At 63.7% G+C, this 25,737-nt stretch carries 30 protein-coding genes; 16 read left to right on the plus strand and 14 right to left on the minus strand.

From position 1 onward, the window contains the following. A complete protein-coding gene (locus F600_RS0118400; RefSeq protein WP_018162113.1) occupies window positions 1-1,110 on the plus strand; it encodes a fatty acid desaturase family protein in 1,110 nt (369 codons plus the stop codon). Window positions 1,111-1,202: 92 nt separating this feature from the next. Further along, on the plus strand, window positions 1,203-1,832 hold the full coding sequence (locus F600_RS0118405; RefSeq protein WP_018162114.1) for a DJ-1/PfpI family protein: 630 nt from the start codon (window positions 1,203-1,205) through the stop codon (window positions 1,830-1,832). 3 nt (window positions 1,833-1,835) lie between these two features. Here F600_RS0118405 and F600_RS0118410 read toward each other — a convergent pair whose 3' ends face one another. Continuing rightward, window positions 1,836-2,687: a LuxR C-terminal-related transcriptional regulator gene (locus F600_RS0118410; protein WP_018162115.1), complete on the minus strand. Its 852-nt coding sequence runs from the start codon at window positions 2,685-2,687 to the stop codon at window positions 1,836-1,838. 62 nt (window positions 2,688-2,749) lie between these two features. On the opposite strand from F600_RS0118410, the gene F600_RS0118415 reads away from it, so the two are divergent. After that, on the plus strand, window positions 2,750-4,450 hold the full coding sequence (locus tag F600_RS0118415) for an AMP-binding protein (RefSeq protein WP_018162116.1): 1,701 nt from the start codon (window positions 2,750-2,752) through the stop codon (window positions 4,448-4,450). Window positions 4,451-4,520: 70 nt separating this feature from the next. Next, window positions 4,521-5,387, plus strand: a complete 867-nt coding sequence (locus F600_RS0118420; RefSeq protein WP_018162117.1) for an alpha/beta fold hydrolase — start codon at window positions 4,521-4,523, stop codon at window positions 5,385-5,387. Between the two features lie 12 nt (window positions 5,388-5,399). On the opposite strand, the gene F600_RS32570 is transcribed toward F600_RS0118420, so the two are convergent. From F600_RS32570 to F600_RS0118440, 4 genes are read right to left on the minus strand one after another with little or no spacing between them, the layout of a single operon-like run. Next, window positions 5,400-5,522 (minus strand): hypothetical protein, encoded by a 123-nt coding sequence (locus tag F600_RS32570; protein ID WP_018162118.1) that lies wholly within the window; start codon window positions 5,520-5,522, stop codon window positions 5,400-5,402. Between the two features lie 53 nt (window positions 5,523-5,575). Continuing rightward, on the minus strand, window positions 5,576-6,037 hold the full coding sequence (locus F600_RS0118430; RefSeq protein ID WP_018162119.1) for a nuclear transport factor 2 family protein: 462 nt from the start codon (window positions 6,035-6,037) through the stop codon (window positions 5,576-5,578). Between the two features lie 9 nt (window positions 6,038-6,046). Further along, window positions 6,047-6,985, minus strand: coding sequence for a pyridoxamine 5'-phosphate oxidase family protein (locus F600_RS0118435; protein ID WP_018162120.1), 939 nt, complete (start codon window positions 6,983-6,985; stop codon window positions 6,047-6,049). Between the two features lie 19 nt (window positions 6,986-7,004). Beyond that, entirely contained in the window at window positions 7,005-7,544 is a 540-nt protein-coding gene (locus tag F600_RS0118440; RefSeq protein ID WP_018162121.1) for a carboxymuconolactone decarboxylase family protein, read from the minus strand. 112 nt (window positions 7,545-7,656) lie between these two features. Between F600_RS0118440 and F600_RS0118445 the strand changes: the two genes are divergently transcribed. Continuing rightward, window positions 7,657-8,253, plus strand: a complete 597-nt coding sequence (locus F600_RS0118445; RefSeq protein ID WP_018162122.1) for a CGNR zinc finger domain-containing protein — start codon at window positions 7,657-7,659, stop codon at window positions 8,251-8,253. Here F600_RS0118445 and F600_RS0118450 read toward each other — a convergent pair. Beyond that, the gene (locus F600_RS0118450; protein WP_018162123.1) at window positions 8,237-8,947 is read right to left on the minus strand and encodes a CDP-alcohol phosphatidyltransferase family protein; all 711 of its coding nucleotides are present in this window, start codon (window positions 8,945-8,947) and stop codon (window positions 8,237-8,239) included. The two genes, F600_RS0118445 and F600_RS0118450, sit on opposite strands and share 17 nt — an antisense overlap. A 68-nt stretch (window positions 8,948-9,015) precedes the next feature. Between F600_RS0118450 and F600_RS0118455 the strand changes: the two genes are divergently transcribed. From F600_RS0118455 to F600_RS0118485, 7 genes are all read left to right on the plus strand, one after another. Further along, on the plus strand, window positions 9,016-9,999 hold the full coding sequence (locus tag F600_RS0118455) for a zinc-dependent alcohol dehydrogenase (protein WP_156024672.1): 984 nt from the start codon (window positions 9,016-9,018) through the stop codon (window positions 9,997-9,999). Between the two features lie 6 nt (window positions 10,000-10,005). After that, window positions 10,006-10,404: a 6-pyruvoyl trahydropterin synthase family protein gene (locus tag F600_RS0118460; RefSeq protein ID WP_018162125.1), complete on the plus strand. Its 399-nt coding sequence runs from the start codon at window positions 10,006-10,008 to the stop codon at window positions 10,402-10,404. Between the two features lie 115 nt (window positions 10,405-10,519). Further along, window positions 10,520-11,590, plus strand: coding sequence for a glycosyltransferase family 4 protein (locus F600_RS0118465; protein WP_018162126.1), 1,071 nt, complete (start codon window positions 10,520-10,522; stop codon window positions 11,588-11,590). Further along, a complete protein-coding gene (locus F600_RS0118470; RefSeq protein WP_018162127.1) occupies window positions 11,587-12,456 on the plus strand; it encodes a lysylphosphatidylglycerol synthase transmembrane domain-containing protein in 870 nt (289 codons plus the stop codon). The genes F600_RS0118465 and F600_RS0118470 overlap by 4 nt, the downstream gene beginning before the upstream one ends. Then, entirely contained in the window at window positions 12,449-13,156 is a 708-nt protein-coding gene (locus F600_RS0118475) for a RibD family protein (RefSeq protein WP_040632036.1), read from the plus strand. The genes F600_RS0118470 and F600_RS0118475 overlap by 8 nt, the downstream gene beginning before the upstream one ends. A gap of 34 nt (window positions 13,157-13,190) precedes the next feature. Next, on the plus strand, window positions 13,191-14,420 hold the full coding sequence (locus F600_RS0118480; RefSeq protein ID WP_018162129.1) for a cytochrome P450: 1,230 nt from the start codon (window positions 13,191-13,193) through the stop codon (window positions 14,418-14,420). Beyond that, a complete protein-coding gene (locus F600_RS0118485; RefSeq protein WP_018162130.1) occupies window positions 14,417-14,617 on the plus strand; it encodes a ferredoxin in 201 nt (66 codons plus the stop codon). Before F600_RS0118480 ends, F600_RS0118485 begins: the two co-directional genes overlap by 4 nt. 4 nt (window positions 14,618-14,621) lie before the next feature. Here F600_RS0118485 and F600_RS30645 read toward each other — a convergent pair whose 3' ends face one another. The 3 genes from F600_RS30645 to F600_RS0118500 all read right to left on the minus strand — a co-directional run bounded on the left by F600_RS30645 (window position 14,622) and on the right by F600_RS0118500 (window position 16,043). Then, the gene (locus tag F600_RS30645; protein ID WP_018162131.1) at window positions 14,622-15,173 is read right to left on the minus strand and encodes an ester cyclase; all 552 of its coding nucleotides are present in this window, start codon (window positions 15,171-15,173) and stop codon (window positions 14,622-14,624) included. 112 nt (window positions 15,174-15,285) lie between these two features. Further along, window positions 15,286-15,654, minus strand: a complete 369-nt coding sequence (locus tag F600_RS0118495) for a helix-turn-helix domain-containing protein (RefSeq protein WP_018162132.1) — start codon at window positions 15,652-15,654, stop codon at window positions 15,286-15,288. A gap of 98 nt (window positions 15,655-15,752) precedes the next feature. Further along, on the minus strand, window positions 15,753-16,043 hold the full coding sequence (locus F600_RS0118500; protein WP_156024673.1) for a hypothetical protein: 291 nt from the start codon (window positions 16,041-16,043) through the stop codon (window positions 15,753-15,755). 187 nt (window positions 16,044-16,230) lie between these two features. Between F600_RS0118500 and F600_RS0118505 the strand changes: the two genes are divergently transcribed. Further along, on the plus strand, window positions 16,231-17,007 hold the full coding sequence (locus F600_RS0118505; RefSeq protein ID WP_018162134.1) for an enoyl-CoA hydratase-related protein: 777 nt from the start codon (window positions 16,231-16,233) through the stop codon (window positions 17,005-17,007). 3 nt (window positions 17,008-17,010) lie between these two features. On the opposite strand, the gene F600_RS0118510 is transcribed toward F600_RS0118505, so the two are convergent. Both F600_RS0118510 and F600_RS30650 read right to left on the minus strand, forming a co-directional pair. Continuing rightward, a complete protein-coding gene (locus F600_RS0118510) occupies window positions 17,011-18,189 on the minus strand; it encodes a TDT family transporter (protein WP_018162135.1) in 1,179 nt (392 codons plus the stop codon). A 46-nt stretch (window positions 18,190-18,235) separates the two neighbouring features. Beyond that, entirely contained in the window at window positions 18,236-18,988 is a 753-nt protein-coding gene (locus F600_RS30650; RefSeq protein ID WP_018162136.1) for an HD domain-containing protein, read from the minus strand. 52 nt (window positions 18,989-19,040) lie between these two features. Here F600_RS30650 and F600_RS28920 point away from each other — a divergent pair, with 52 nt between their 5' ends. After that, entirely contained in the window at window positions 19,041-19,613 is a 573-nt protein-coding gene (locus tag F600_RS28920) for a YceI family protein (protein WP_018162137.1), read from the plus strand. Here F600_RS28920 and F600_RS0118525 read toward each other — a convergent pair. Beyond that, window positions 19,589-20,530 carry an adenylate/guanylate cyclase domain-containing protein gene (locus F600_RS0118525; protein WP_018162138.1) on the minus strand — a complete coding sequence of 314 codons (942 nt, stop codon included), beginning with the start codon at window positions 20,528-20,530 and terminating at the stop codon, window positions 19,589-19,591. The two genes, F600_RS28920 and F600_RS0118525, sit on opposite strands and share 25 nt — an antisense overlap. Before the next feature lie 75 nt (window positions 20,531-20,605). Here F600_RS0118525 and F600_RS32575 point away from each other — a divergent pair, with 75 nt between their 5' ends. After that, window positions 20,606-22,399, plus strand: coding sequence for a cyclic nucleotide-binding and patatin-like phospholipase domain-containing protein (locus tag F600_RS32575; protein ID WP_018162139.1), 1,794 nt, complete (start codon window positions 20,606-20,608; stop codon window positions 22,397-22,399). Here F600_RS32575 and F600_RS0118535 read toward each other — a convergent pair. Further along, a complete protein-coding gene (locus F600_RS0118535; RefSeq protein WP_018162140.1) occupies window positions 22,396-23,460 on the minus strand; it encodes an NAD-dependent epimerase/dehydratase family protein in 1,065 nt (354 codons plus the stop codon). The genes F600_RS32575 and F600_RS0118535 overlap by 4 nt on opposite strands. A gap of 311 nt (window positions 23,461-23,771) precedes the next feature. On the opposite strand from F600_RS0118535, the gene F600_RS0118540 reads away from it, so the two are divergent. Next, complete coding sequence (locus tag F600_RS0118540; RefSeq protein ID WP_018162141.1) at window positions 23,772-25,100, plus strand: DUF1254 domain-containing protein; 1,329 nt, start codon at window positions 23,772-23,774, stop codon at window positions 25,098-25,100. Here the strand turns inward: F600_RS0118540 and F600_RS0118545 are convergent. Further along, window positions 25,097-25,732, minus strand: a complete 636-nt coding sequence (locus F600_RS0118545; protein WP_018162142.1) for a hypothetical protein — start codon at window positions 25,730-25,732, stop codon at window positions 25,097-25,099. The two genes, F600_RS0118540 and F600_RS0118545, sit on opposite strands and share 4 nt — an antisense overlap. Between the last annotated feature and the right edge of the window lie 5 nt (window positions 25,733-25,737).

The following is a 25,737-nucleotide window of genomic DNA, read 5'->3' on the forward strand; positions in this document are numbered from 1 at the left end:
ATGACCGCCGTACTCAACCACCCAGCCGCCCACCTCACCCCCGACGACATCGAAAACCTCGGCCGTGAACTCGACGCGATCCGAGAGCAAGTGATCGCCAGTCGCGGCGATCGCGATGCCGCTTACATCCGGAACCTGATCGACGCTCAGCGCAAGCTCGAATTCGCCAGCCGTGCAGTACTTCTCGTTTCCCTCTTCCCGCCGGCCTTCGTCGTGGGAACGGCCGGACTGACGATCTCGAAGATCCTGGAGAACATGGAGATCGGGCACAACGTCATGCACGGGCAGTGGGACTGGATGCGCGATCCGGACATCCACTCGACGACCTATGAGTGGGACAGTGCCTCTCCCGCGTCGATGTGGAAGCACTCGCACAACGAGCTGCACCACACCTACACCAACGTGCTCGGCAAGGACCACGACCTCGGCTACGGCATCATGCGCGTCGACGAGGACCAGCGTTGGAAGCCGATGTACCTGGCCCAGCCACTCTGGAACTTCATCAACGCATGTGTGTTCCAGTACGGCATCGCGGCCTATGACCTCGAGATCGGCAAGTACGTCGCCGGTCGCAAGGACAAGGATGTCTTCCGCGCGCAGGCTCGCGGGGTGCTCGGCAAGATCCGCAAGCAGGTCATGAAGGACTATGTCGTTCATCCGATCCTGTCCGGGCCGTCGGCGCCCACGACTCTCTGCGCGAACCTCATCGCGAACGTCGCACGGAACTGGTGGACCCACTCGGTCATCATGTGCGGCCACTTCCCCGAAGGTGTCGAGACCTTCGAGAAGGCGTCGATCGAAGGCGAAACCCGTGGCGATTGGTACCTCCGGCAGATGATGGGGTCGGCCAACATCACCGGAAGCCCATTCCTTCATCTGATGACGGGCAACCTGTCGTTCCAGATCGAACACCATGTCTTCCCGGACCTGCCGAGCAACCGGTACCAGGAGATCGCTCCGAAGGTTCAAGAGCTGTTCGAGCGCTACGGCCTGACCTACACGAGCGGTCCGCTGGTCAAGCAGGTCGCGTCAGCGTGGAAGAAGATCTTCAAGCTGTCGCTGCCGAACAACCTGGTGAGCCGGCCTACCCGCCACCTCGTCGCCGCATAACCGAGGGTCGGCCACCCAGTCGACCAGTAGGTAGACGCAGGTGCGACATGCGTATCCGCATGTCGCACCTACCGCGCTGCTAGTTTCCTGACATGAGTGAGCACTCACCGCGCCGGGTCTCGATGATCATCTTCGACGATTTCGAGCTGCTGGATGTGTTTGGACCGCAAACCCTGCTCAAGTACCTGCCGCAGCATTTCCGCGTTGAGCTGGTGGGACCCACTGCCGGCACAGTGACGAGCAACGGCGGTGTCGACGTCATCGCCCAGTACGGCTACCACGACGCGACACCCGGCGACATCATTCTCGTTCCGGGTGGAATGGGTACTCGCAAGCTCGCGAACGACGCGGAGTTCCTCGCTTGGCTCGTTGACTTCGTGCGCGACGCCGAGTTCATCACCGCGGTATGCACCGGGTCGGCAGTCTTGGCGGCGGCCGGACTGCTGGACGGCTACCGGGCGACATCAAACAAACGGAACTTCGTCTGGGCCAGCGCCTATGGCACGACCGTCACATGGGTGCCGGTGGCGCGTTGGGTGGAGGATCGCAACCGTTGGACATCTTCCGGAGTGGCCGCCGGAATCGACATGACCGCAGCGCTGATTCGTCGTCTTCATGGTGACGACGTCGTGCGGGCCGTCACCAACACGATCGAGCTCGAGACTCACGATGACTCCTCTTGGGACCCCTACGCGGAGATCCACGGTCTCATCAAGCCGTAAGCCTCACGGCAAGAGGCCCTGCCGCCGTGCGGCCACGACTGCTTCGTGACGAGTGTGCGAGTCGAACTTACGCATCGCACTCTTCAGATAGCTCTTCACGGTTTCCGGCTGCAGTGACAAGCGCTCGGCAATTTCACTGTTGGTGCACCCTAGCGCGGCGTAGGAAAGAACGTCCGTCTCGCGAGCCGACAAGTGAACGCTCGGCGACTGGGTTGCACCGACCCCGGCAAGCCGGCCAGCGGAGTGTTCGAGCTGCGCACGCAACACCGGGTCCGCTGTCGAATTCGCAATCGAGCGAAGTTCGGCATGGACGGCACGGACTTCCTCCAACGCTGCTGGATCGCTGAGCGGAACCCGGTCACTCGCCATCGAATCCGCCATCGCGACGCGACGGTCGACTTCATCGCGGATGGTGAGCTCTGTGCTCAACCCCCGTGCCGCCTCGAGCAGGACCTCGGTCCCGCGATCGCCGACCGGGGTCGCCTGTCGCACAGCGCCGTAGATGACCGCCCGGACCTGATCACGGACTCGCACCGGAACCGCGACGACGGAACGAAGCCCCTCGGCCCGCACCGGCCCGTCATAGTCGTGCGTGATCCCCTGATCCAGCAGGTAGTCGTGGACCACGGTCAGTCGACCGTCGGCGACCGCCCGGCCACCCAGGCCCGTACCGGACGGGACGGTCAACCCGCGGAGGTGATTCGTGCGGTTCCCGACGAGGTCGGTGAGCTTCAAGGCGCCGCCGAGAACCTGGCCACCGAACACGACAGCGAGCTGCGCACGTGACTGCGCAAACCGCAGCGCGGCGCGCAATGCATCCCGGTCGTCCGGCCGATATGGCGAGGTCAGGCCCATGATTGCGACACTACCCACTTTCGGGGGTAGTGCGCAGGTGTGACCTACTGCACTCTGTTCGCATGGTTTCGAACACAACCCGTTATCGCGCATCTCGCGACTGTCTGCTGGAACTGCGCGAGGACTACACGCGGGCCGTCAGAGAGTTCGAATGGCCCGAACTGGGCCTGACGTTCAACTGGGCGACGGACTGGTTCGACGCCATCGCACGCGACAACGACCGCACAGCATTGTGGCTCGTCGAAGAGGATGGATCACAGGCGAAGTACTCCTACGCCGAGATGGCTCATCGCTCCGATCAGGTCGCCCATTGGCTGTCCGACCAGGGTGTGCACAAGGGCGACCCCGTGATGGTGATGCTCGGCAATCAGGTCGAGCTGTGGGAATCAATGCTCGCCGTCATGAAGCTCGGCGCGGTCATCATGCCGACGACAATGGCTCTCGGCGCTGCCGATCTGACCGATCGGGTCGAGCGCACCGGAGCAAAGTTCGTCATCGCGAACAGCACCGACGCCGAAAAGTTCGATGCGGTCCCGGGCGGCTATGCGCGAATCTGTGTCGGCCAGGCACCCGAGGGCTGGTCGTCATACCGTGACGCTTACTCGATCGAGAGTCCGCGACGATTCACCGCGACAACCGCTCCGACCGATCCACTGTTGCTCTACTTCACCTCCGGCACGACGAGCCGGCCGAAGCTCGTGCGCCACACCCAGGTCTCCTACCCGGTCGGTCATCTGTCGACGTTGGCGTGGCAGGGCATCCAGCCGGGTGACGTCCACCTGAACATCAGCTCACCGGGCTGGGCGAAGCACGCCTGGAGCTGCTTCTTCGCACCGTGGATCGCCGAGGCGACGATCTTCGTCTTCAACTACAGCCGTTTCGACGCGGCCACTCTGATGCAGCACATCCGCGAGGCGGGCGTCACGACGTTCTGTGCTCCGCCGACCGTGTGGCGCATGCTCATCCAGGCCGATCTGTCCGGTGGTCCAGGCCGGTTACGCGAACTGATCTCTGCTGGTGAGCCGCTCAATCCCGAGGTCATCGACCAGGTCCGGGCGCGGTGGGGCCGGACGATCCGGGACGGGTTCGGCCAGACGGAGACCACTGCACAGATCGGCAACACGCCCGGCGCACCGCTAAAGCCGGGTTCGATGGGTCGGCCGCTGCCGGGCGTACCGGTCGTGCTCGTCGACCCGATCACCGGCGAGCAGGCCGACGAGGGCGAGATCTGCCTCGACCTGTCCCGGCGTCCAGTCGGACTCATGACCGGATACGAAGGTGACCCCGAAAAAGCTGCGGCGGCGATGGCCAACGGCTACTACCACACCGGTGACGTTGCGAGGCGGGACGAAGACGGCTACATCACCTACATCGGGCGCACCGACGATGTCTTCAAATCCTCGGACTACAAGGTGTCGCCGTTCGAACTGGAGAGCGTCCTCATTGAGCACCCGGCCGTCGCGGAAGCAGCCGTCGTACCAGCTCCCGACGACGTCCGGCTCGCCGTACCGAAGGCCTACGTCGCGCTCGCCGCAGGCTGGGAACCGACGAGCGCGACCGCGTTCGCGATCCTGCAACACGCACGACAGAACCTCGCACCGTTCCTGCGGGTTCGGCGAGTGGAGTTCTTCGAGCTGCCCAAGACCGTGTCGGGCAAAATCCGCCGCGTCGAATTGCGAAAACGTGAAGTCGAGGCGGTCGGTATCCGGCTCGAAAGTGAGTGGCGCGATGACCAATTCTCTGAGCTCGCGGCACGTGTATGACGGGTGAGATATGTCGCCGACGAGGAATGCACTTCGCACAACCACGGCCGGACGTGCAAGGCTGCGAAGTATGACTTCCCACATCGAGCCGGTGCCGGAGACTTTTCTGGGCCATGACGGTCTTCGGCTCGCCGCCGACCGCTGGCCAACGAAAACCGTGCCGAAGCTCGGCACTGTGCTCTTTCTGCACGGCGGCGGGCAGACGCGGCACTCATGGGGGCGCACCGCGCGACGCATGGCAGAGAGCGGTTGGGAAGCCATCACCTTGGATGCCCGTGGCCATGGCGACAGCGAGTGGGCGCCGAGCGGTCGCTACGCCCTCGACGATTTCGCGGGCGATCTCAGGTCGGTAGTCGCCGCAATCGGTGAGGCTCCGGTGCTGATCGGCGCGTCTCTCGGTGGAATCACCTCGCTTGTCACCGAGGGTGAGAATCCCGGGACGAGTACCGGTCTTGTCCTGGTCGACATCGCGCCACGAATCGAAGCGGCGGGTCGAGACAAGATCATCGCGTTCATGGCGAGCGCGCCGAACGGTTTCGCATCTCTGGAAGAGGTCGCCGATGCCGTCCAGGCCTACAACCCGCACCGCGAACGACCCCAGAACCTCGACGGGCTGAGGAAGAACGTTCGGCTACACCGGGATGGACGCTGGTACTGGCACTGGGACCCGCGATTCCTCGACGTGAGTGACGAGCCGAAGCGAGACATGAACGAGGATCGCCTGTACGAAGCCGCTCGACGTGTGCAGGTCCCGACCCTGCTCGTCCGCGGCAAAGCCTCTGACGTCGTCACCCCGGAGGGCGCCGCCGAGCTCCTGGAACTGATCCCGACCGCAAGCTCAGTCGAGGTGTCCGCCGGGCACATGGTCGCGGGCGACGACAATGACGTCTTCACGACCCACCTTGCCGAGTTCCTGTCGGAGCGAGTGCGTGGCTAGTTTCGCTCGGCGTTAGGCGAAAGCCCGCTTAGGCTCGCGGGCACGGGCGAGTTCTCGCGCGTCGTCCCGGATCGTGTCCTTCAGGATCAAGGCGCGGTACTTCAGAATGTCGGCCTCGCGGTTCAGCGCGCGCACCTACGATCCGCTCTCCGGAACGGTAGAGCGCAACCAACTTGCCGGCGTCGACGTCACCAGACGGGAATTTCGACACCGCGCTCGGAGTCGGGTCGCGGACCCAGAATCCGTCGCTCTGTGGCGGTGATCGCCCGGTCGTTGATGGATGCTTCGCGGCGGCTCATGAGCCCGCTGGGATCGAATTCCCATAGTTCGTTTCCGTAGCTGCGCCACCACTGGCGGCGGGCGTCATGCCATTCGTACTGGAATCGAACTGCAATGCGGTTGCCGCGGAATCCCCACAGACTCTTCCGAAGGGCGTAGTCGTGCTCGCGCTGCCATTTCTCCGTCAAGAATTCGATGATGTCTGCGCGCCCGGTGATGAAGGTGTCGCGGTTTCGCCATATCGAGTCCGGAGTGTAGGCAAGTGCCACTCTTTCGGGATCACGGGTATTCCAGGCGTCCTCTGCGGCCTGCACTTTCTGGGCGGCAGTGGAGACATCGAACGGCGGGAACGGCGGGCGTGACTCGGTCATGGGCTGTCCTCAGTCGGTCAGCGCAGGGTTGCGCGGGTACGGGTGGTGGGCCGTCTCGTGGACGGGAAGGAGATCTCCAGCGACGACGTCTTGCGACGTGAAACTGACGGTGCGACCGGTACGGCCGTCATCTCCTGATCGGCCCGTGTCGCCCCATTCGATCTCGGCGCTGCCGCTCAGCTGGAGGGTCTCGCCGGTCGTGAAGTCGCAGAACAGGACTGCAGCTTCACGGTTGACGGCGAGGTTGCCGAGCGAATTGAACATGTTGTTGCCCGGGTAGTCCGGCCACCGCAGTTGGTCTCCGGTGACGCGGACGAATCCGGGTGGACCTCCCCGATGCGAGGCATCGGTGCCGCGGCCCGGGTTGCTCGTCCCGAGGAAGAAGGTGTCCGCCCGACGGATCAACGCCACGTCCCGCGGCCGCAGGTGGACGTCACGGTAGGGATTTGGAGGTCTCGTTGTACCGCTTCCGGTCCTCCGATCGAGCTCTCGTTGCTGTATGTACTGGGGACAATTTCCGTAAGCCTGCTCGACGCTGATCGTCAGGGTGCTGGCCGTGGAATCGATGAGAGTCCCGTTTACTCGAACCCGGCGCCGAGCCGCGAACTCCACGACGACGATTCCGACGAGTTGTTGGGATGGCAGTCCGCGGAGTGGGTCTCCCACTGGAGGAGTCGTGTGAATCCTGAGCTCGCTCGCGGTCGTCACCTCGAGGAAGCCTCGTGGTCCAGTCAGCGGCGACGCCCACAAACGGCCCGTAGAGTCCCGCGCCGTGATGACCGCGAACGTGCTGTTGGCGAGGAATCCGGTGATGCCACCGCGCAGTTCAGCGGGCTGCATCATTCCGACCAATCGCCCGGCCTCGCGACCTACTCCGGCTTTGGCCTGGACCGCCAGCTCGCCGGAATGGAATCCCACATCGGCGAACTGGTGCGTCATCATCGTCATTTCCCTCCCGTCCGCTCGTTCAGAGTGAGACGACAGGCCAGTCGTTGTCGACGTTGGCCAGAATGTTGAAGTAGTTGGTGAGGATGTTCAGAGCCAGGTTGGCGACCACCTCACCCATCTCTCGGTCGGTGACGCCAGCAGCGCGTGCCTGTGCGATAACTGCCTCGGAGACGTCGCCACCGTCCGCGGCGATCGCGTTCGACAGTGTCAGCAGAGCCGCGATATGCGGGTCGGATGACTCGGCGTTGCGGGCGGCGGCGAGCTCCGCCGGAGGCACCTTCGCGATGTTGCCGCCGATGAAAGTGTGTGCCGACAAGCAGTATTCGCAGCCATTGAGCTGTGCGGTGGCGATGGCCAGCCGTTCCCGAACGCCGGCTCCAAGGCTGCCGCTGCCGGTGGCCCCGGCGAGTGCCAGGTAGCTCTTGAGCAGCGCGGGACTGCTCGCCATGACCTTCGTCATGTTCGGAACCAGTCCGAGCGACTCCTTGACTTGCGTCAGCAATTCAGCGACCACGCCGGTTGCGTTGTCGGGTTCGATGGGGGTGATGGTGGTCGGCATGAGAAGGCTCCTGAGCTCGTCTAACGGATAATCTGTTCGCCATCCGTTAGAAACGGTTTACCACGACTCTTCTCACGGATGCAAGTACTTTCATCCGTGATAAACTCGCTCTATGGCCGAACCATCGCGTACTCACATCTGGGTGCTTCCCGACGAAGCGGTCCCCGTGCGGCTGATGAACACGATCTGGGCCGACACCGACGGCGTGCACGATGAACTCCGGGTCAGCGGTGACGTCGACGCATTCCTCGACATCGTGAGCATTGATCGCGGGGGCGAAAGTGCCACACCAGCCGATCTCGATACCGCCCGCGACTTGCGAGACGCCCTGCGGCGCTTGGCCTGCCACGTGACATCCGACAATCGGGTAGCGGCGTCGTCCGCGATGACGGACATCGATCGAGCATTGAGCGTGGTGAATCACGTCGCGACGGATCTACCCACACCTGCGCTGACGCTTGCGGGTGACGTCTTACTGCTTCAGCGTCATGTCGGACGCCGCCCAGTTAGGGCCGGACTCGCTCTCATCGCCGAAGATTCGATGCAGACTCTCACTGGAGATGTCGCAAACAATCTCCGCGCCTGTCACGCCCCCGGTTGCGTGCTCTATTTCGTCAAATCCCACCCGCGTCGAGAATGGTGCTCGGTTGCGTGTGGAAACCGAGCGCGTGCCGCCAGGCACTATCTGAAGGTCAGAGCCGAGCGTTAGAGCGCTCCGACCTCTTTCGCAAGAGCCAGATGACGTCATGCCCGAATGACTCCGCCAGCAGCACCAACGCGCCGGCGATCATCACGACATTCAGTACCTCGGGCAGCACGTTCGCCATCGCGACCGTGAGGGTGATGCCTTGTACCGCCGCGACCACCTTGCGCCAGTACCGCGGCGGGACGGGCTTGCGCAGCCACGGCCATACCCACTCTGCGGCCCACAGCACGTAGCGTGCGGCGCCGATCGCCAGGACCCACGCACCCAATGTTCGGCTGACCTCGACGCTCAGGACGAGAATCAGGAACGCATCGACCTCCCCGTCGAACCGCGCGCCCGTCGCCGACACCGATCCGGTGTGCCGTGCGACCCGGCCGTCCACTGCGTCCAGCATCAGGGCGGGCACGGTGAGGCTCACGATCAAAGCGGTCGGGATGTCTGAAGTGAACCTGCTTGCGACGAGGGCCGCGATGCCGCCAGCCAGGATGGCCCGGGCGAGTGTGACGCGGTTCGCCGGCCCGAGGGCGGTGCGACCGTCGCGGCCAAGCGCCCGCGCCAGCACGATGTGGATCACTGCACTGGAGGCGAGTCCGACGAGCCACCCCAACGCGTTCAGGTGGACGAAACCGGCAAGGACAGCCAGCAGCGCCAATTGCGTGGTCAACCCGATCGGGACCCACGGTCGCAGCAATGGCACGTTTCCTCCCTACTAAGGGCGTATACACGGTGGTACGGGCCAAGGACTGAAAATTGTTCGGAGGGATGATGTTTAGCGGCGATGCGCGGGCTTTTTGGGTCTGCGCGCCCGGGCACGGAGAACTCCGAGACACCCGGATCGAACCCGCGAATGAGGGCGAAGTACTGGTGCGCACGCGATTCAGCGGGATCAGCCGGGGCACCGAGATGCTCGTGTTCCGCGGCAAAGTCCCGGCTGACCAGTACCCGTTGATGCGAGCACCGTTTCAGGACGGGGAGTTTCCGGGTCCGGTCAAATACGGCTATCTCAACGTCGGGGTTGTCGAAGAAGGGACGGCGGATCTGCTGGGGCGAACTGTGTTCTGCCTCTATCCACATCAGACTCACTACGTCGTTCCCGCGACCGACGTGGTCGCCGTTCCGGACGACGTACCGCCCGAACGTGCGGTACTCGCCGGAGCAGTCGAAACGGCGGTGAATGCACTGTGGGACGCGCCGGCGCTGATCGGAGACCACGTGACCGTCGTCGGTGCCGGAATGATCGGCTGCTGCGTCGCCCGGCTACTCGCGAGGGTTCCCGAAGTTTCGGTCACGCTCGTCGATGTGGACGTCTCTCGTGCCACTGTTGCGGCTGCACTGGGCGTCGGATTCGCCACGCCGAAAGAGGCTCCTCGGGATCAAGATCGCGTCTTTCACGCCAGCGCGACCGCTTCGGGCCTGCAGCTGGCTTTGCAACTGCTGCGCACCGAGGGCGAAGTCATCGAACTGAGCTGGTACGGCGATACCGAGGTCTCGTTGCCGCTCGGACACGCATTCCATTCGCAGCGGTTGGCGATACGTTCCAGCCAGGTCGGTCGGGTCGCGCCGGCTCGGCGCGCGAGCCGTACCCACGCCGACCGGCGTGGGCTGGCCTTGCACTTGCTGCGCGACGAAGCGTTCGACGTCTTGCTGACTGGCAGGTCGGACTTTGATCATTTACCGGAGACGATGGCACAGATCGCGGCCGGTTCCTTGCCGGGCCTGTGCCACGTGATCACCTACGAAAAGGATTGATTCGACGTGTTCAGCGTGACCGTTCGTGAGCACATGATGATCGCCCACAGCCTGCGCGGCGAGGTGTTCGGGCCCGCACAACAGCTCCACGGCGCCACCTATGTCGTCGATGCGACGTTCCGCCGGAGCGAACTCGATTCGGATGGAATCGTCGTTGACATCGGCGCCGCCGGGACCGCGCTGCGCGCCGTGCTGTCCGACCTGACCTACCGCAACCTCGATGACGATCCGTCACTCGCAGGCGTGAACACCACGACCGAGGTGCTCGCGAAGCTGGTGGCCGATCGGCTGGCTGGCCGAATCCATGCCGGCGAACTCGGCGAGGGCGCTCGCCATTTGTCGGCGATCATGGTCACTCTGCGCGAGTCCCACGTGGCCTGGGCATCCTACGAACGGACGCCATGAGCGGGCCCGGCGGTGTCTGGACTGACGAGTCGAGGGCTGCGAGGTACGAGCGGCCTGAGCGAGGAGGGAAGGCAACGCCATTGGGGCCCGCGAACGCCCGAGCGGAGCGAGGGAAGTGACACTGAGCCAGACCGTTCATCTGCTGGTACCGGATGGTTTCGACGACCCAACTCAGCCGAGCGGTGGCAACCACTATGACCTCCGCATCCAGGATGGGCTCGCCGAGATTGGGTGGCGGGTGCACACCTGGCGTGTTCCGGGCTGCTGGCCGCGGCCCGACGTGCGGGCGGGCAGTGCGGTTGCCGCCGTGACAGCCGACATTCCCGACGACTCGGTAGTGCTCGTGGACGGGATCATCGCTTCGGCGCTTCCGGAGGTCTTTGTACCGGCGGCCAGACGCCTGCGGCTCGTGGTTCTGATGCACATGCCACTTGCCGAGATGGCCGGCCATCTGCGCGACGCCACCTTCCGTGCCCAGGAGGTGCTGTCCGCAGCCGCGGCAACCATTACGACCAGCCGGTGGACGCGCGATCGACTGCTCGCGGAGCACAACCTGTCGGCCGATCGGGTGCACGTGGCGCATCCCGGCTCGGACGCCGTCGAACTCGCGCCCTCCCGCGAGAACGGTCGGGCGCTGCTTTGCGTGGCCACGATCGCCGCGCACAAGGGACACGACACGCTGGTCAGCGCCCTCGACCGCATCGCCGAGTTGCCCTGGCATTGCACCTTCGCCGGTCCGCTGGATCGCGAGCCCCGGTTCGTCGACAACCTGCGTCGCCAGTTGGACAACTCACGAGTCGCCGATCGAGTCACCTTCGTCGGGACGCTCGCCGGCGACTCACTCTCGAAGCAGTACGCCGCTGCCGATCTCGTGGTGCTCGCGTCGAGGGTCGAGTCGTACGGCATGGTCCTCGGCGAGGCCCTGGCCCGAGGTATTCCGGTGGTGGCAACCCGGGTTGGGGGCATACCGGAGGCGGTCGGTACCGCGAACGACGGCACCGTACCCGGCCTGCTGGTCGCGCCAAATGACGCGGAGGCATTGTCCGAAGAACTGGCTCGCTGGTTGCAGGATCCGCAGTTGCGGCACCGGCTTCGCGCCGCGGCGCGGGACCGCCGCCGGTCGCTACCCACGTGGCGTTCGAGCACCGAGCGCGTCGCCGCGGTGTTGGCGGGTGTCGCCGGATGAAACTGCGCGTCGTCATTCAGGTGGCCGTGACTGCCGCGATTCTCACGGTTCTCGTGGCGCGACTCGGCGTCGGGCCGCTGCTGACCGGATTACGGTCCGTCACCGTCCCGTCGATCGTCATTGCGGTCACTATCGGCGTTGCCACCACGGTGTGTGCAGCGTGGCGCTGGTGTCTCGTTGCCCGCAGCCTCGACCTCAAGCTGGATATGCGGGATGCCGTTCCCGCCTGCTACCGATCGCAATTCCTCAATACCGCGCTCCCCGCGGGTGTGCTCGGGGATGTGCACCGTGCGATCCGACACGGCCTGGACGCCGGCGCCGTCGCACGCGCAGGGCGAGCCGTCGTAGAGGAACGAGTCGCCGGACAGGTCGTGCAGATTTGGTTGACGGTCGTTGTGCTCGCTGTTCTGCCGTCCCCGGTGCCGACGGCAGTGCTGGTCGCGGTCGCGGTTGTCATCGTCGTCATCATTGCCGCGGCGTGGCGATTCGGCCACATCCCGGATGCCTGGCCAGGGGTCGTGATTGCCTCGATGGGCGCCGTGATCGGCTACGCCGCGACCTTCGTCCTCGCGGTCCACACGGTCGGGGTCAGCGTCTCATTGGGACATCTCCTGCCGCTCGCTCTCCTGGTATTGGTGGCGGCGGCGCTGCCGTTCAACGTCGCCGGCTGGGGTCCGCGCGAGGGCGCGGCCGTTTGGGCATTCGAAGCGGCAGGACTCGGTGGTGCACAGGGGCTGGCGGTCTCGACCGCGTTCGGCGTGTTTGCCATCGCAGCAGCCCTTCCGGGCGCGATCATGCTGCTGATGCCGCATCGACGACTGAAGGAATCCGGTGAACTCGTCGGAGGACCATCCGCCCATGGCTGACCGGCCATACACACTGCTGAGCTGCAGCATGTCGATCGACGGATACCTCGACACCGCAACCGCTCCCCGCCTGCAACTCTCCAACGACGCCGACTTCGACCGGGTCGATGAGGTTCGGGCGTCGTGCGATGCGATCCTCGTCGGAGCGACGACCGTTCGCAACGACAACCCGCGGCTGCTGATCCGGTCCGCCGACCGCCGCGCGCGACGGATCGAACTCGGAATGCCCCCGTCCCCGATGAAGGTGACGGTCACCCGCCACGGCCAGTTGGATGCGGACGCGAACTTCTTCACTCTCGGTGACGCCGAGAAGATCGTCTATTGCACCAGCGCGGGCGCGACGGAGGTTCGCCGGCGCCTCGACTCGGTGGCCACCGTCGTCGACGCCGGCGAACGCGTTGACATGCAGGGGCTGATCACCGACCTGGGTGATCGAGGGATTCGCCGGCTGATCGTCGAGGGCGGACGAACGATCCTCACCCAGTTCCTCACTGCGGGGCTGGCCGATGAGCTGCAACTGGTCGTGGCGCCGTTCTTCGTGGGTGATTCACGAGGCTGCCGATTCGTCGACGACGGACAGTTCCCCTGGAACCCGGACCACCGCGCCACGCTCGCCGACGTGCGTCAGATCGGCGATGTCGTCCTGTTGCGCTATGCGCTCTCCACACGATTCAGTGAACCGGACTACCCTGGCTTCTGACTCTCTTGATGCTGGACCAAAGGGGGCGGTTGAGATGACTGCGGCCCACCTGACGGCGGTGACACTGCCGATTCATCGCTCCACTCCCCTCGATCCGCCGGCGGAGTATCAGCACCTCCGCGAACAGTCACCGGTCACACCGCTGGCGTTTCCGGACGGCACCTCCGGCTGGCTGATCACTCGCCACGACGACGTGCGTGCGGTACTCGCGGACGACCGCTTCAGCTCGAACCGCGAGAACGCGTCTTCACCCATTCGCCGACCGCAGTTCCAGCCCCAGGACCGGGCCGGGATGCTCCTGAGCATGGATCCCCCGGAGCACACGCATTACCGACGAATGCTCACTCGGTACTTCACGGTGCGGCGCATGCATGCCCTCGCTCCGCGGATCGAAGAGATCGTCGCCGAGCATCTCGACGCCATGGGAGCAGCCGGACCGCCGTCGGATCTCGTGCCGGACTTCGCTCGGCCGATCCCCTCCCTGGTCATCTGCGAACTACTCGGGGTGCCCTACGCAGACCGTGAGCAGTTCCAGCGGTGGACGGCCAATCTGCTCAGCATCCATGCGACCGAAGACCAGATCCGCGAGGGCATCGAGGCACTACGCCAGTACACCCGGGACCTCATTGCGGACAAGCGCAAGAGCCCGGATGACGCACTCATCGGGACACTGATCCGCGCCGGTGAACAGGATCCGGAAGCCAACTACCTCACGGACGAGGAACTGGCCGGCATCAGTCGGCTACTGCTCATCGCTGGGCACGAAACCACGGCGAACATGCTCGCCCTCGGGACGTACACCCTGTTGTGCAACCCCGGCCAACTTCCGTCGATGCTCGACGGTGCGAACGGCACGGCCCGCGCCGTCGAGGAACTCATGCGATACCTGACCATCGTCCATTTCGGCACGGTCCGGGTTGCCCGAGAGGACATCGACTTCCGTGGTCAACACATTCGGGCTGGTCAGACAGTCATGATGTCGCTCGCCTCGGCGAACCGCGACCCGAATCAGTTCGACCAGCCGGACGTTCTGAATCTGAACCGCGAGCACTCGCAGCACGTCGCCTTCGGTCATGGTGTGCACCAGTGCCTCGGACAGCAGCTGGCACGCGTCGAAATGCAGATCGCGTTTCCGGCGCTGTTCCGGCGTTTCCCGACACTTCGGCTGGCGGTTCCGGCTGAACAAGTCCCGATGCGTGACGACATGTTTGTCTACGGCGTCCACGCTCTTCCGGTCACCTGGGATACCAAGGCGGCGGGATGAAGATCTACGTCAGTCACGATCGGTGCCGCGGTGCGGGCCAGTGCGCGCTGACCGCACCCGAAATCTTCGATCAATCCGACGACGATGGCACGGTCGTGCTGCTCAACAGCGAGCCGCCGCCGGAGTTGCACGTGCGCGCGATACGGGCGGCCGGCCTGTGCCCGAACTCGGTCATCCGCATTGTGGATGCGACCTGAACCGCTATCGGGGCGACAGTCGCCGCAACTTCCGCAGTTGCGCTTGCAGCTGTCGACTCCGGATCATCATCTTTTCCGCGCGTGAACCGCGCGCTGGCATGAGCCCAAGTTGGCGACCAAGGTCAGCAGTGTCGAAGTAGCTGTAGTCGTGCCAAAGAAGGCCGCCGCGGAATGCCTGGACGTTCACACCGACGATTTCCCCGCGTCGACCTGTCGGCGGTATCCCCTCCGGCATGATTCGCCCGTGGTGGGTGCCCACTGCCGTCCATCTCGTGAACACGAATGTTCCCTGCGGCGTAATCGCTGGAAGGCCTTCAAATCGGTAAGTGATATCCGGGAATGCCGCAAAGGCGCCGACGAGGTAGTCGCGGATCGCGGGCCTGCCGATTATCGGGTCGGCGCGCATCGGGTCGATTCGCACCGCATCCGGGGCGTAGAGCATGGAAACCGCATCGGGATCGTGGGAATTCCACGCCTCGATTATTTTGTCCTCGAAAGCATGAAGCCAGGCGGTGTCGGTAATGGTGTCGGCGCCGTCTGGAGGATCGATCGGCATCGAGACCCCTCATGCATGTCGAGTTGTGTCGCCTCAACCCCAATGGAGCGACTAACGACAATTGTCACACCGGGCGTTACTGCTGGAGGCAATCACGCCCAACCCGAGGCGTTTAAGTGTTCTCGGCCTGAGCGGCGCGAATGTAACTTGCGTACACCGCGAGCAGTGCTTCTTTTTGGGCCGTCGACAGCCGGCGGTCGGCGCGAATGGCGACTTCGACCGCGTCGTCGGCGAGGGGTTCCCACGCCGTGGGCTGGGCGTTGGCGAGCATTTCCTCCACCGGCACGGCCAGCGCCTCGGATACGGCTTGAAGGACGCGAACGGACGGTTCGTGCAGTCCGCGCTCGATCTGGCTGAGGTACGCGTTGGAGACCTGCGACATCCGCGCCAGTTCGCGGAGTGACAGCTGCATCAGTTCGCGCTGCTGGCGGATGAAAGCGCCCAGCGCGCCCTTGTGCTGCGGATTCGGTTCGTCGGTCATGTCCCAAGCATCTCGTGTTGGTTCATTGCTCAAATTAGACGTGTCGGGGGCCGACGCAAGCGCCGACCCCCAGACAAATCAATCTCTAAGGAGCTGAATTACTCAGCAGCCTCGGCGACGACCTCGGTGGTCTTGGCGAAACGAGCCTCAACCGCAGCGCGAGCCTCTTCTGCCTTGACCTTGAGGTCAGCAGCAGCAGCCTCAGCCTTGGTGCGGTACTCAGCGACAGCGGCCTCAGCCTTGGTGCGGTACTCAGCGGTGGCAGCCTTCGCCTTGTCAGCAGCCTCGGTGGCCTGAGCCTTGAGCTGCGCGACCAGACCGGTCAGCTTCTCGTTGCCCTTGGCAGCAGCGTCCTTGACCTGAGCGGTTGCGTCCTGAACGAAAGTCATGTCGATCTCCTTGTATGTCGCCACTACCTCGGTGGTAGCGGCATATGTACGAGTTAATGAGCACGTGCTTGATATGTCAAGCAGGCAGGGCGGGTATGTGACCGGTCTTACAGTGCGACCCTCTAGACAAACCGAAGTTCATGGGACTCAAAGACCCATACAGTCCGGCGTCGCTACTGTCGCGGGTATGAGCCAGGTTTCATACGAGCAGCGGGACCGAGTCGCCTACATCCAGTTCTCTGATCCAGACCGCGGAAATCCGATCAATCAGTCCTTCGTCGATGAACTCGGAATCGCAATCCGTCAGGCCAGAACAGACGATGTCCATGTCGTCGTCTTGTCCTCGGCGGGACGAGCCTTCAGCTTCGGCGGTGATATCCAGGCGTTCGCCGCTACGGACGACGTCGACCACATGATCGACGACCTCGCGGAAAGCCTGCATCGCCAGGTCAGCGAACTGCACCGCATCAACGCGATCGTCGTCTCCGTGGTCAGCGGCACGGCAGCGGGCGCGGGAGTCGCGTTGGCCGCCAGCGCCGACATCGTCTTAGCGGCGGAATCAGCCAAGTTCACGCTCGCGTACACGAAGATCGGGCTCTCGCCGGACGGTGGCAGTTCACTGCTGATCTCCTCGATCGGGCTGCACCGTGCCCTGCGCCTGGCGTTGCTCAACCCCGTGTTGTCCGCGAAGGATGCGCAAGCAGCGGGATTCGTCAGCGAGGTCCATCCCGACGACGAACTCGGTACGGCGGTCGAGAAGGTGGTTCGCACGTTGCGGTCGGGTTCGCGCTCCGCGCAGGTCGCGGCCAAGCGTCTCTTCCGGGAGACGGCGACACCCTCAGAAGAAACAGCTCTTCGGCGGGAGACTTTGTCCATTCGGGCCTGCGCTTCCGGCCCCGACGGGGTCGAGGGAGTCGCTGCGTTTCTCGCCAAGCGCGCGCCGGAGTACCCCAGCAGTCGGTGACACTTAACCGCGCGGCGGGTCCTTTCGCGCCTTGATCGGACCCGCCGGCGGCGGCAGGAACAGGTTGCCGCGCAATCCACCACGCGCCGTTCGGACTGCGACGAGGCCCCACGCCGCAAGTAGTCCGACATACGCAACGACGGCGGCAACCTTGAACGCCGGCAGCCCGGTATGCAATGCGAGCTGCGTCGTACCGGTCACGAAGGTGCCGACCGGGAACGTCAGGCTCCACCACGTCAGCGCGAAAGGCATTCCCCGGCGGGCGGTTCGAATGGTCAAGGACAGCGCGATGCCGATCCACAGAACGGCGAATCCCCAGATCGGAACGCCGTAGAGGATCGAGAACACCGCCATGCCATCGGCGATATCCGGTTCGACGGCAAGCGCCGCATTGTGGCCGAGTAGTCCTGCCGCCGTGATGGACTGCCCGAGTGGACCGAGCACGATCCACAGCGTCGGAACACGGGCGGTACCGGACGTGCCGAAATGCGCGAGGCGACTCCAGACCATCGTGATGACGATGATCGACGCGAACACCGACAGCCCGAACATCGCGTAGCAGCCGTACAGCATGGTCTGTCGACCGGTGACCGTGTGGATGTGCGGGATCAGGAGTGCGCCCGTTGCCGCCGAAACCGTCGGCGGGACGATCGGCATCAACCAACCACCGAACGCGGCATCGGGTTCGACGTTGATCTGCGTGAACATGAGGTACGGGATCGTCATGGCCGTGAACAGGCCGCCAACCGTTCCCGCACTCCACAGAATCCAGTCGAGGTCGACCGCGACGCGTTCGCCGATCAGATCCTTCCCGACCAGCAGCGATCCGGCTCCGACGGTGAGCAACGCCATCGGTGCCGCGCCATAGAAGTGCGCCATCTGCGGGTTGTATGCGTGGCTACGCGCGACCGTCGGGAACCGAATCCAGTGGGCGATCACGGCCACGATCACCACGACAAGCAGCAGACTCGCGAACACCCACACGCATCGTGCGAAGACGTGGAGACCGGGAATTCGAACGGGCAAGGTGGCCGCCGCCGTCGCGACGATTCCGGTGCCCATCACCGAGGCGAACCAGTTCGGTCCGAGATTGCCGAGAACCTGCCCGGGTGACTGGAGCGACGAGAACAACCACGGCAGATTCGCCGGTCTATCCGCCCCCGACGTGGGAGACATCGTCATCTGGAAACGGTAGCGCGACGCGGGTATTCGCGGGAGATCTTGGTCGCTACGAGAATCGCATCCGGCGCACCATCGCGGGGAACACCGGTCCGAAGACTGCGAAACGACAGCCTGGATTCCGCTCGACCTCGGCCTTGATCGCCCGATCGGTGTCCTCAGCGAATCCGTCCCGCGGATGCTGCCGAAGGATGCTCTCGAGGTTGTCGGGGTGCACCTTCCACCCCTGTGCGAGCACGTCGATGATTCCGCCGCGACGGAAATAGTGCGCTTCGGGGCCGAAGCGTTTGGCGGGTACGGACGGATTCAGGTTCGACGTGATCGCCGCCGCCATCCGGTCGATGCGGTCGTCTGTCCAGCCACTCTTCGCGGCGATGCGTCGTGCCTCTCGCGCGCCCGTCACGCTGAAACAGTGGTCCGTCGCGGGCGGTGTCAGGAACAAGCCGACGTCGTGCATGAGGATCGCGACGTACAGCGCTTCGAGGTCGACCTGCTTTCGCGCCCCCGCCAATTCGCACACGATCGCCGTGAACCAGTAGCAACGGAGCGAGTGGTTGACGAACTCCGGGCTGGCGTTGTCCTGCAGGAACCGCCGCGCGGCGAGGGCGGCCACGGTTTGCGGAGGACTCCACCGCCCCAACTCGACCTTGCGCGGAGTCCGAAAGGCACGAGATTGTGCGGCAAGCCGTTCCGTGGAGTCCTCGAGGAGTACCGCCCCCATGCCAGCGAGCAGACTCACCCGTTGAGTGAGCGACAACGCCGGACCACCAGCCATCTCCCACTCGCGCGATCCAACCTCCATATCCCGACGGTAATCGGATGCCGCTCAGCCGTGGCGCGATACGGTCGAGGTGATGACTCGCACCGAATGGCAGCTGAGCGAAGCCGATGGTGAGCTGCAGATTCACACCGGAGTCGCCGGCCGGGCGGCGAAAATGGGGCACCGCCTCGCGCTGACGATGGCCGCTTGGCGGGCAACTGTGGCAGTGACCGACGGCGAACCCTCCGGCGCGGATCTGACCGTCGACGTCGGTTCGCTGGCGGTGTCGCGAAGCGAGGGCGGAGTGAAGGCTCTGTCGCACCACGAACTCAAAATCATCCGGCGGAATGCGCTGAAGTCCCTCGGCGTCAAGCGATTTCCGGAGATCGGCTTCCATGCCGACGGGATCGAGAAGCTGGGAAACGGCGACTATCGCGTCGCGGGCACGCTCGAGATCCACGGAAAGCGGCATGGCCGCGCAGTTGACTTTCGCATCGACGACCTGGGCGACTGCTGGCGACTATCCGGCCAGGCCGAGGTCCGCCAGACAGACTTCGGCATCAAACCGTTTTCGCTTTTCGGTGGGACTCTGAAGGTCGAAGACAAGGTGACGATCACGGTCGACGTCACGCGGCCCAAGGATCAGTCACCGACCGACATCGGGTAGACGGTCTCCGTCCCCGTCCGACCTTTCGTCAACACGCGCTCGGGGTCGCCGAACCCCGGTTCATCCGGCAGGAGCAATCGCACTTGCTCGGACACGACGATCGGTGCTCGACCCTCCCGGCCCGCGAGTCCGGACAGGCGGAAAACCAAGTTCGTCGTATCGCCGATGACCGTTTTGCGCCGGGTCATGGAGGTCACTGCCACCGGACCAACGACGATTGCCCAACCCATCGTGATGGGCGTTCCGTCGGGGTTCCGGAGGCCCAATCCGGTGCCGAGTTCGGCGATGCGTCGATGCGCGGCGCGACAGAAGTCGACGGCATTGTGAGCCGCCCGTTTGTCCGTTGCCCGATCCCACACGGAATAGATGGCGTCGCCCGCGTAGTGGTTCAGGGTGCCGCCATGCCGTTCCAAGATCGCACCCACTTCATTCCACAGGCGTTGAACACCACTGGCGATGAGATTCGGATCGGTGTGCTGTGCGATCCCCGAGTAATTGATGATGTCGCCGACGACCAGAACCATTTGGCGCACCTGGATCATGGCGGCGGTCTCTTCGGCGCTCGCGTCGACCGGCGAACCAAATCGCGTCGACAGGAACTCGAATATCTCCTCGCCGATCCGAATTATCGAACCGGGGTGAAGTGCTGTGAGTTCGCCACGCTCGATGGGTTTTCCGTCGAGCAACGTGCCGTTGGTCGAGGTGTCGATGAGAAAAGCCCGATCATGTGCGTGATCGAGACGAATTTCGCAGTGGTTTCTCGAGATTTTGTCGCCGCTGAGCAGGAAACGTCGGCTGCGTTCGACTCCTGGACACTCGCGCCCGATGAAAAGCTGATCATTGATCGGGATCGAGCGGCGGTGACCAGCCCAGCGCAACTCGGCGATCGCCGGCTTTGGCACTTCCGCCCGCTCCATTTCGCCATCGTATCTAAGCTGAATTAGCGCGCAAGCGAACTCAATTCGATCGGCGCAGTTCGCGGAGCAGCATTCGTGCCCACCGGGACGGAGATCATTGGCTTGCACGAAATTCCACCCGAGCTAACTGATGCCTATGCCGCCATCACGTCAATCGAGCTGCTGGGCGGATTCGACCCGTCACCTGTCCTTTCCCGGTTGACCTGGCACGCCGTCGACGCCGGCGAGTACCTGATCCGTGCCGGAGAAGCCTCGGATTCCATGTACTTCGTCATTTCGGGCCGCTTTGTCGTGCTGTCCAGCGACGAGGTCGTGTTGCGCGAGTTGGGTCGCTCGAGCACCGTTGGCGAAGTCGGCTTGCTGACCCACGGCCAGCGGTCAGCGAGTGTGCGTGCGGTTCGCGACTCGATCGTGGGCCGGCTGTCGCAGGCAGAATTCGAGACTCTCGTGGCAACGCATCCGGAGTTCTCGATCGCGCTGATGAATGTGCTGGCGAACTGGCTTGCGTCGGGCGGGGGCAGCCAGCGGAATTCCGCACCGGCAGCGGTGGGCCTGCTCGTTCTCGCCGGAGTGGACGTGGATGCGGCAACGGCTCAATTCCGAGATGCAATCCAACGCGATGTCCCCATCGTCAGATCGTCTGACTTCGCGCGAGACACCGGCATCGATCTCGCCCGTGGTGATTATCGCTTCGACTCCCGAAGCGTCGACTACTTCCGGGACCATGAGGCCAGCGCATCCCTCGTTCTCTACGTGGCGGACGCAGGATCCGTCGGTCCGTGGACCGCGCAGGTCATCCGGCAGGCTGATCGCCTCGTGGTCGTGGCCGCCGACGATGCCAACCCCCGCGACCCAGCGCAGGCGGCCGCACTCGACGAGATCCGGCAGGTCGCGGATAGGACACCGACAGAACTGGTACTCGTTCGTCGAGGACCGCGGTCCGCGAACTCCCCACTCTGGCTGCGCCAAGCCAAATTCTGGCGCCATCACAACGCACGGCTCGCTCACCCGGCCGACTGGGCCCGGATCGGTCGATTCATCACGGGTTCCGCTACTGGCGTGGTTCTCAGCGGCGGCGGAGCCCGCGGTTTCGCCCACATCGGCGCGCTCCGTGCCCTGCGTGACGCCGGCATCGAGGTCGACGCCATTGGTGGAACCAGCATGGGTGCCCTGATAGGTGCTCAATGGGCGTGCGAATTCGACTTTGACGACATGGTCGATCAACAACGGATCATTTGGAATGACCACTCACCGATGCGGGGCTTCACCGTTCCCACTGTCGCGCTACTGAGTTCTCGGCGAGCAGCTCGGGCGTTGGGGGACGTGTTCGGCAACCGTCAGATTCAAGATCTTGCCCGCTCCTACTTCTGCGTCTCGGTGAGCCTGACTCGAAGTTGTTTGGTGGTGCACCGTTCCGGCTCATTGCACCGCTACGTACTCGCCAGCATGTCGATACCGGGAATTGTCCCGCCACTGGTCGACGGCGAAGATTTGCTGGTAGACGGTGGTGTTCTCAACAATTGCCCCACCAACGTGATGCGGGAATCGGGCGTCGATTCGATCATCGCCGTCAATGTGTCGGCGACAAAGTCGATGTCCGTCGGCGGTGCCGGGATTGATGTCCCCCGCGTGCGCCCATTCGGACTTCGACGACATCGCGGTCCCAAATTGCCCAACATCATGCGAATCCTCGAACGCGCGGCAAGTCTGGGCAGCCAGCAGATCGCCGCACTGGAGCGGAATCGAGGCGATATTCAGTTCATCGATCCCGACGTGAGCCGCTTCGACACCTTCGACATGGGGGCAATGGAGCGAATCATCGATATCGGCTACCGAGACACCATGGCTTCCATCGAACGCCGGAACTAGTGCTTCCCCCGGCCGCGGACGAGGCCGTCGTCGATCATCTGCTGAAAGTGTTCGACAACCGACTCTTCCGGGAGGCGGTAGTCGATCCCGAACTCCGCGATACTGCGACTGTTGTCGAATCGAAGAGGCCAGCCGACGTTCTGTTCGACGAATTCCCGCGTCAGCCCGGCGACCGGTGCACCGATCTTGATCATGAACTTCGGCATCGTGACGTACGGGAACGGGTAACCCCGCCCGAACTTCGCGCGAAGCGCCTGACCGAGTTCGAGCATGCTGCGCGTGCCGGCATTGGCGATATACCGGCCATGCGCTGTCGGAAGGAAACCGGCGGTGATGTGCATGCGAGCGACGTCGCGCACGTCGACGACACCCATCTCGAGATCCGGGGCACCGACGGCCAACGAGAAGTCCGCGAAGTGACGCATGGTGGTGTGACTGCCCGACGCACTCGCGGTGGTCAACGACGGACCGAGCACCAGACCCGGATGGATCGTCACCATGTCCCAGCGGTTCTGCGCCGCGCAGATTTCCCAGGCCGCACGCTCGGCCACCAGCTTGGAGTACGGATACGGCTGATGGTCAACGCTGCTCGAGAAATTCCAGTCGTCTTCACCGAACATCGCTTTGCCGCGCATGTCGATGTTGTCGCCGCAGATGGCCACCACGCTGCTGGTCAGCACGACCCGACGTACAGACTTCGTGGCATCGACCGTCCCGAGCACGTTCTTCGTGCCTTCCAACGCCGGCCGGACCAGCTGCTCGTACGGATCCCGGACACGACCGACGAGAAACGGCGACGCCGTGTGGATGACCAACTGGCACCCGTCCATCGCCTCGGCGAAACTGCCCTCATCCAACAGGTCCGCCTTGAAGAGCGACAGCTTGCCCGGGTGCGCTTCGCTCAGCTTGTTCAGATGCGTGAGCTTCTCGGCGCGGTCCGGGTTTCGCACGGTCCCCCGCACTGTGTAGCCGTCTTCCAGCAGGAAACGAACAATCCAGCTGGCGATGTAGCCGCTTGCTCCGGTGACCAGAACAGGAGCCGTCGGGTCAATCTCAGTCATAACTGCACACTAGGCGGGGCGAAGCGAACGCACGCTGTATCGTCCAGGTTCCGTTCCGGGGACGTCCGCTGGCGTGCATCGAAACGTTCGGTCCCCGAATTCGGGTTTCAGAGAATTTCTTTCCCGGCTCGAAGATCATCCGGAATCGATATTCATGACCTTGTTCGGATAATTGAAATCGCAAATAGATCCTGACTTCTAACCAAAAATCCTAAGGAAAAATAGAGGATTTCGCCCCTTCAGCGAGATTCGTCTACTGCGTACCGTGATTTCTAGGATGTTTCCGTTTTGTGAGGTGAGGTGGCAATCCTATGAGCACGCTTTCCGATGATCTCTCGACCCTGAGTTACGAAGCGGCGGTGTACTTTTACCCGTTGGTGACCATGGATGTCACTCGTCTCCAGCAGATCAACACGCCAGCCGGAACCAAACCGGGCTTCGGGCCGCCGAACCAGTTCCATCACATGCCGGCATTTCCCGCCGCCGACTTTCGCGCCGTCGTCCGGCCCAACTTCGACACGCTCTACTCATCGGCGTGGCTCGACCTGACCAACGGGCCGGTAATCGTCCAGGCCGCCGACACTGCGGACCGGTATTACCTGCTGCCAATGCTCGACATGTGGTCCGACGTCTTCGCGGTGCCCGGCAAACGCACGACCGGCACGTCCGCGCAAAAGTACGTCCTCACACCCCCGGGATACAGCGGTGCCGTCCCCGACGGTCTGCCCGTCATCAAGGCGCCAACTCCCTACGTGTGGATCATCGGTCGTACTCAGACCAACGGCCCGGCCGACTACCCCGCCGTCCACGCGGTGCAGGCCGGCTACGAAATCACGCCTGTCGGCCCGGCGGCGGAATTCACGATCGATCCGAACCACGACATCACCTCCGACCCACTGCGGGTCGTCAACGGGATGGCACCGTTGGACTACCTGGCCTATGGAGCCAACTTGATGTCGGTCAACCCACCACACGCCACCGACTTCTCCCAGCTCGCACGACTTGCCGGCTTGGGAATCACCGCCGGACAACCGTTCAACGCCAGCCGGTTCGACACCCCGCAGCGGGCCGACATCGAGGCGGGCTGGAACGCAGCCCTCAAGGACATGATGGCCGCCATACCGACGCTCGCTACCCCCGTCCACGGTTGGACCATGCTGACGGAAACCATGGGTGTTTACGGAGACTCGTACTTCCGCCGCGCCGTAGTGGCCATGATCGGGCTCGGTGCAAACCAACCGCAGGACGCTATCTACCCGGTGCTGAACGTCGATGCCAACGGACAACCGATCACCGGCGACAACAACTACGTCATCCACTTCGACGCAGACCAGCTGCCACCCGCCGCCGCGTTCTGGTCGGTCACGATGTACGACGCGGAAGGATTCCAGGCCGCCAACGAACTCAATCGATTCGCGATCGGCGACCGTGACCAGTTGAAGTACAACGCCGACGGATCACTCGACCTCTACCTGCAGCACAGCAATCCTGGTCCGCAGCAGGTATCCAACTGGCTTCCCGCACCCCTCGGCCCGTTGGGCATCACGATGCGTTTGTACGCACCGAAGCCAGAAGCCCTCAACGGACGGTGGGTTCCGCCCATCGTGCAGAGAGCCCTCGTCGGCGCCGCACCTGCCTAGCTGAACTTGCTGCCCTGCTCGAGGTCATTGATGACCGCTCGCACATGCTCGGTCAGGGTGACGCCCGGATTGGACTGCCAATTGTCCTTCGCCGTCTTCAGCACTCCGCCCAGTGTGAGCGCGCTCTTCCCGCGCGTGAACAGCCGGCGGAGCGGCGGGGCATGGAGGAGCGGCGGATCGATCGGACCGCCGAGCTCCATATAGAGACGCCGGTTCAACCTGACCGTTCGATGACGGATCAAACCGTGGAGCGTGAACCACACACCGGCATAGACGACGACCCAGTAGATGGGCCGAACGCCATCGAACTCTGGCAAATCGAAGTCGTCGATCAACTGGGGCACGAGTACGGTTCCGATGACCAACCACATGATGCCCATCGCGAGGTCGAAGACGACGCGGCGGTCATTGGGGATCGCGTAGATCGACGCCAGTCGCTTGGATAATTCGGCGCTCTTGTTGGTCATAACGTGTTTCACGCCAGGCAGTACGGCGTTGTCCGCGAGTCGTTGAATGAGATCGAGCTTCTTCTCGAGTCGCGCAGAGTTCGTCACGTCGTCGGCCAGCCGCGGTAGCCCCAGAACAGTGGCAACGGCGCCGATCATGATGCCGATGCTCTGGTAGATGGGCATATCTC

The sequence above is a fragment of the Smaragdicoccus niigatensis DSM 44881 = NBRC 103563 genome (assembly GCF_000380645.1).
Taxonomy (GTDB): domain Bacteria; phylum Actinomycetota; class Actinomycetes; order Mycobacteriales; family Mycobacteriaceae; genus Smaragdicoccus; species Smaragdicoccus niigatensis.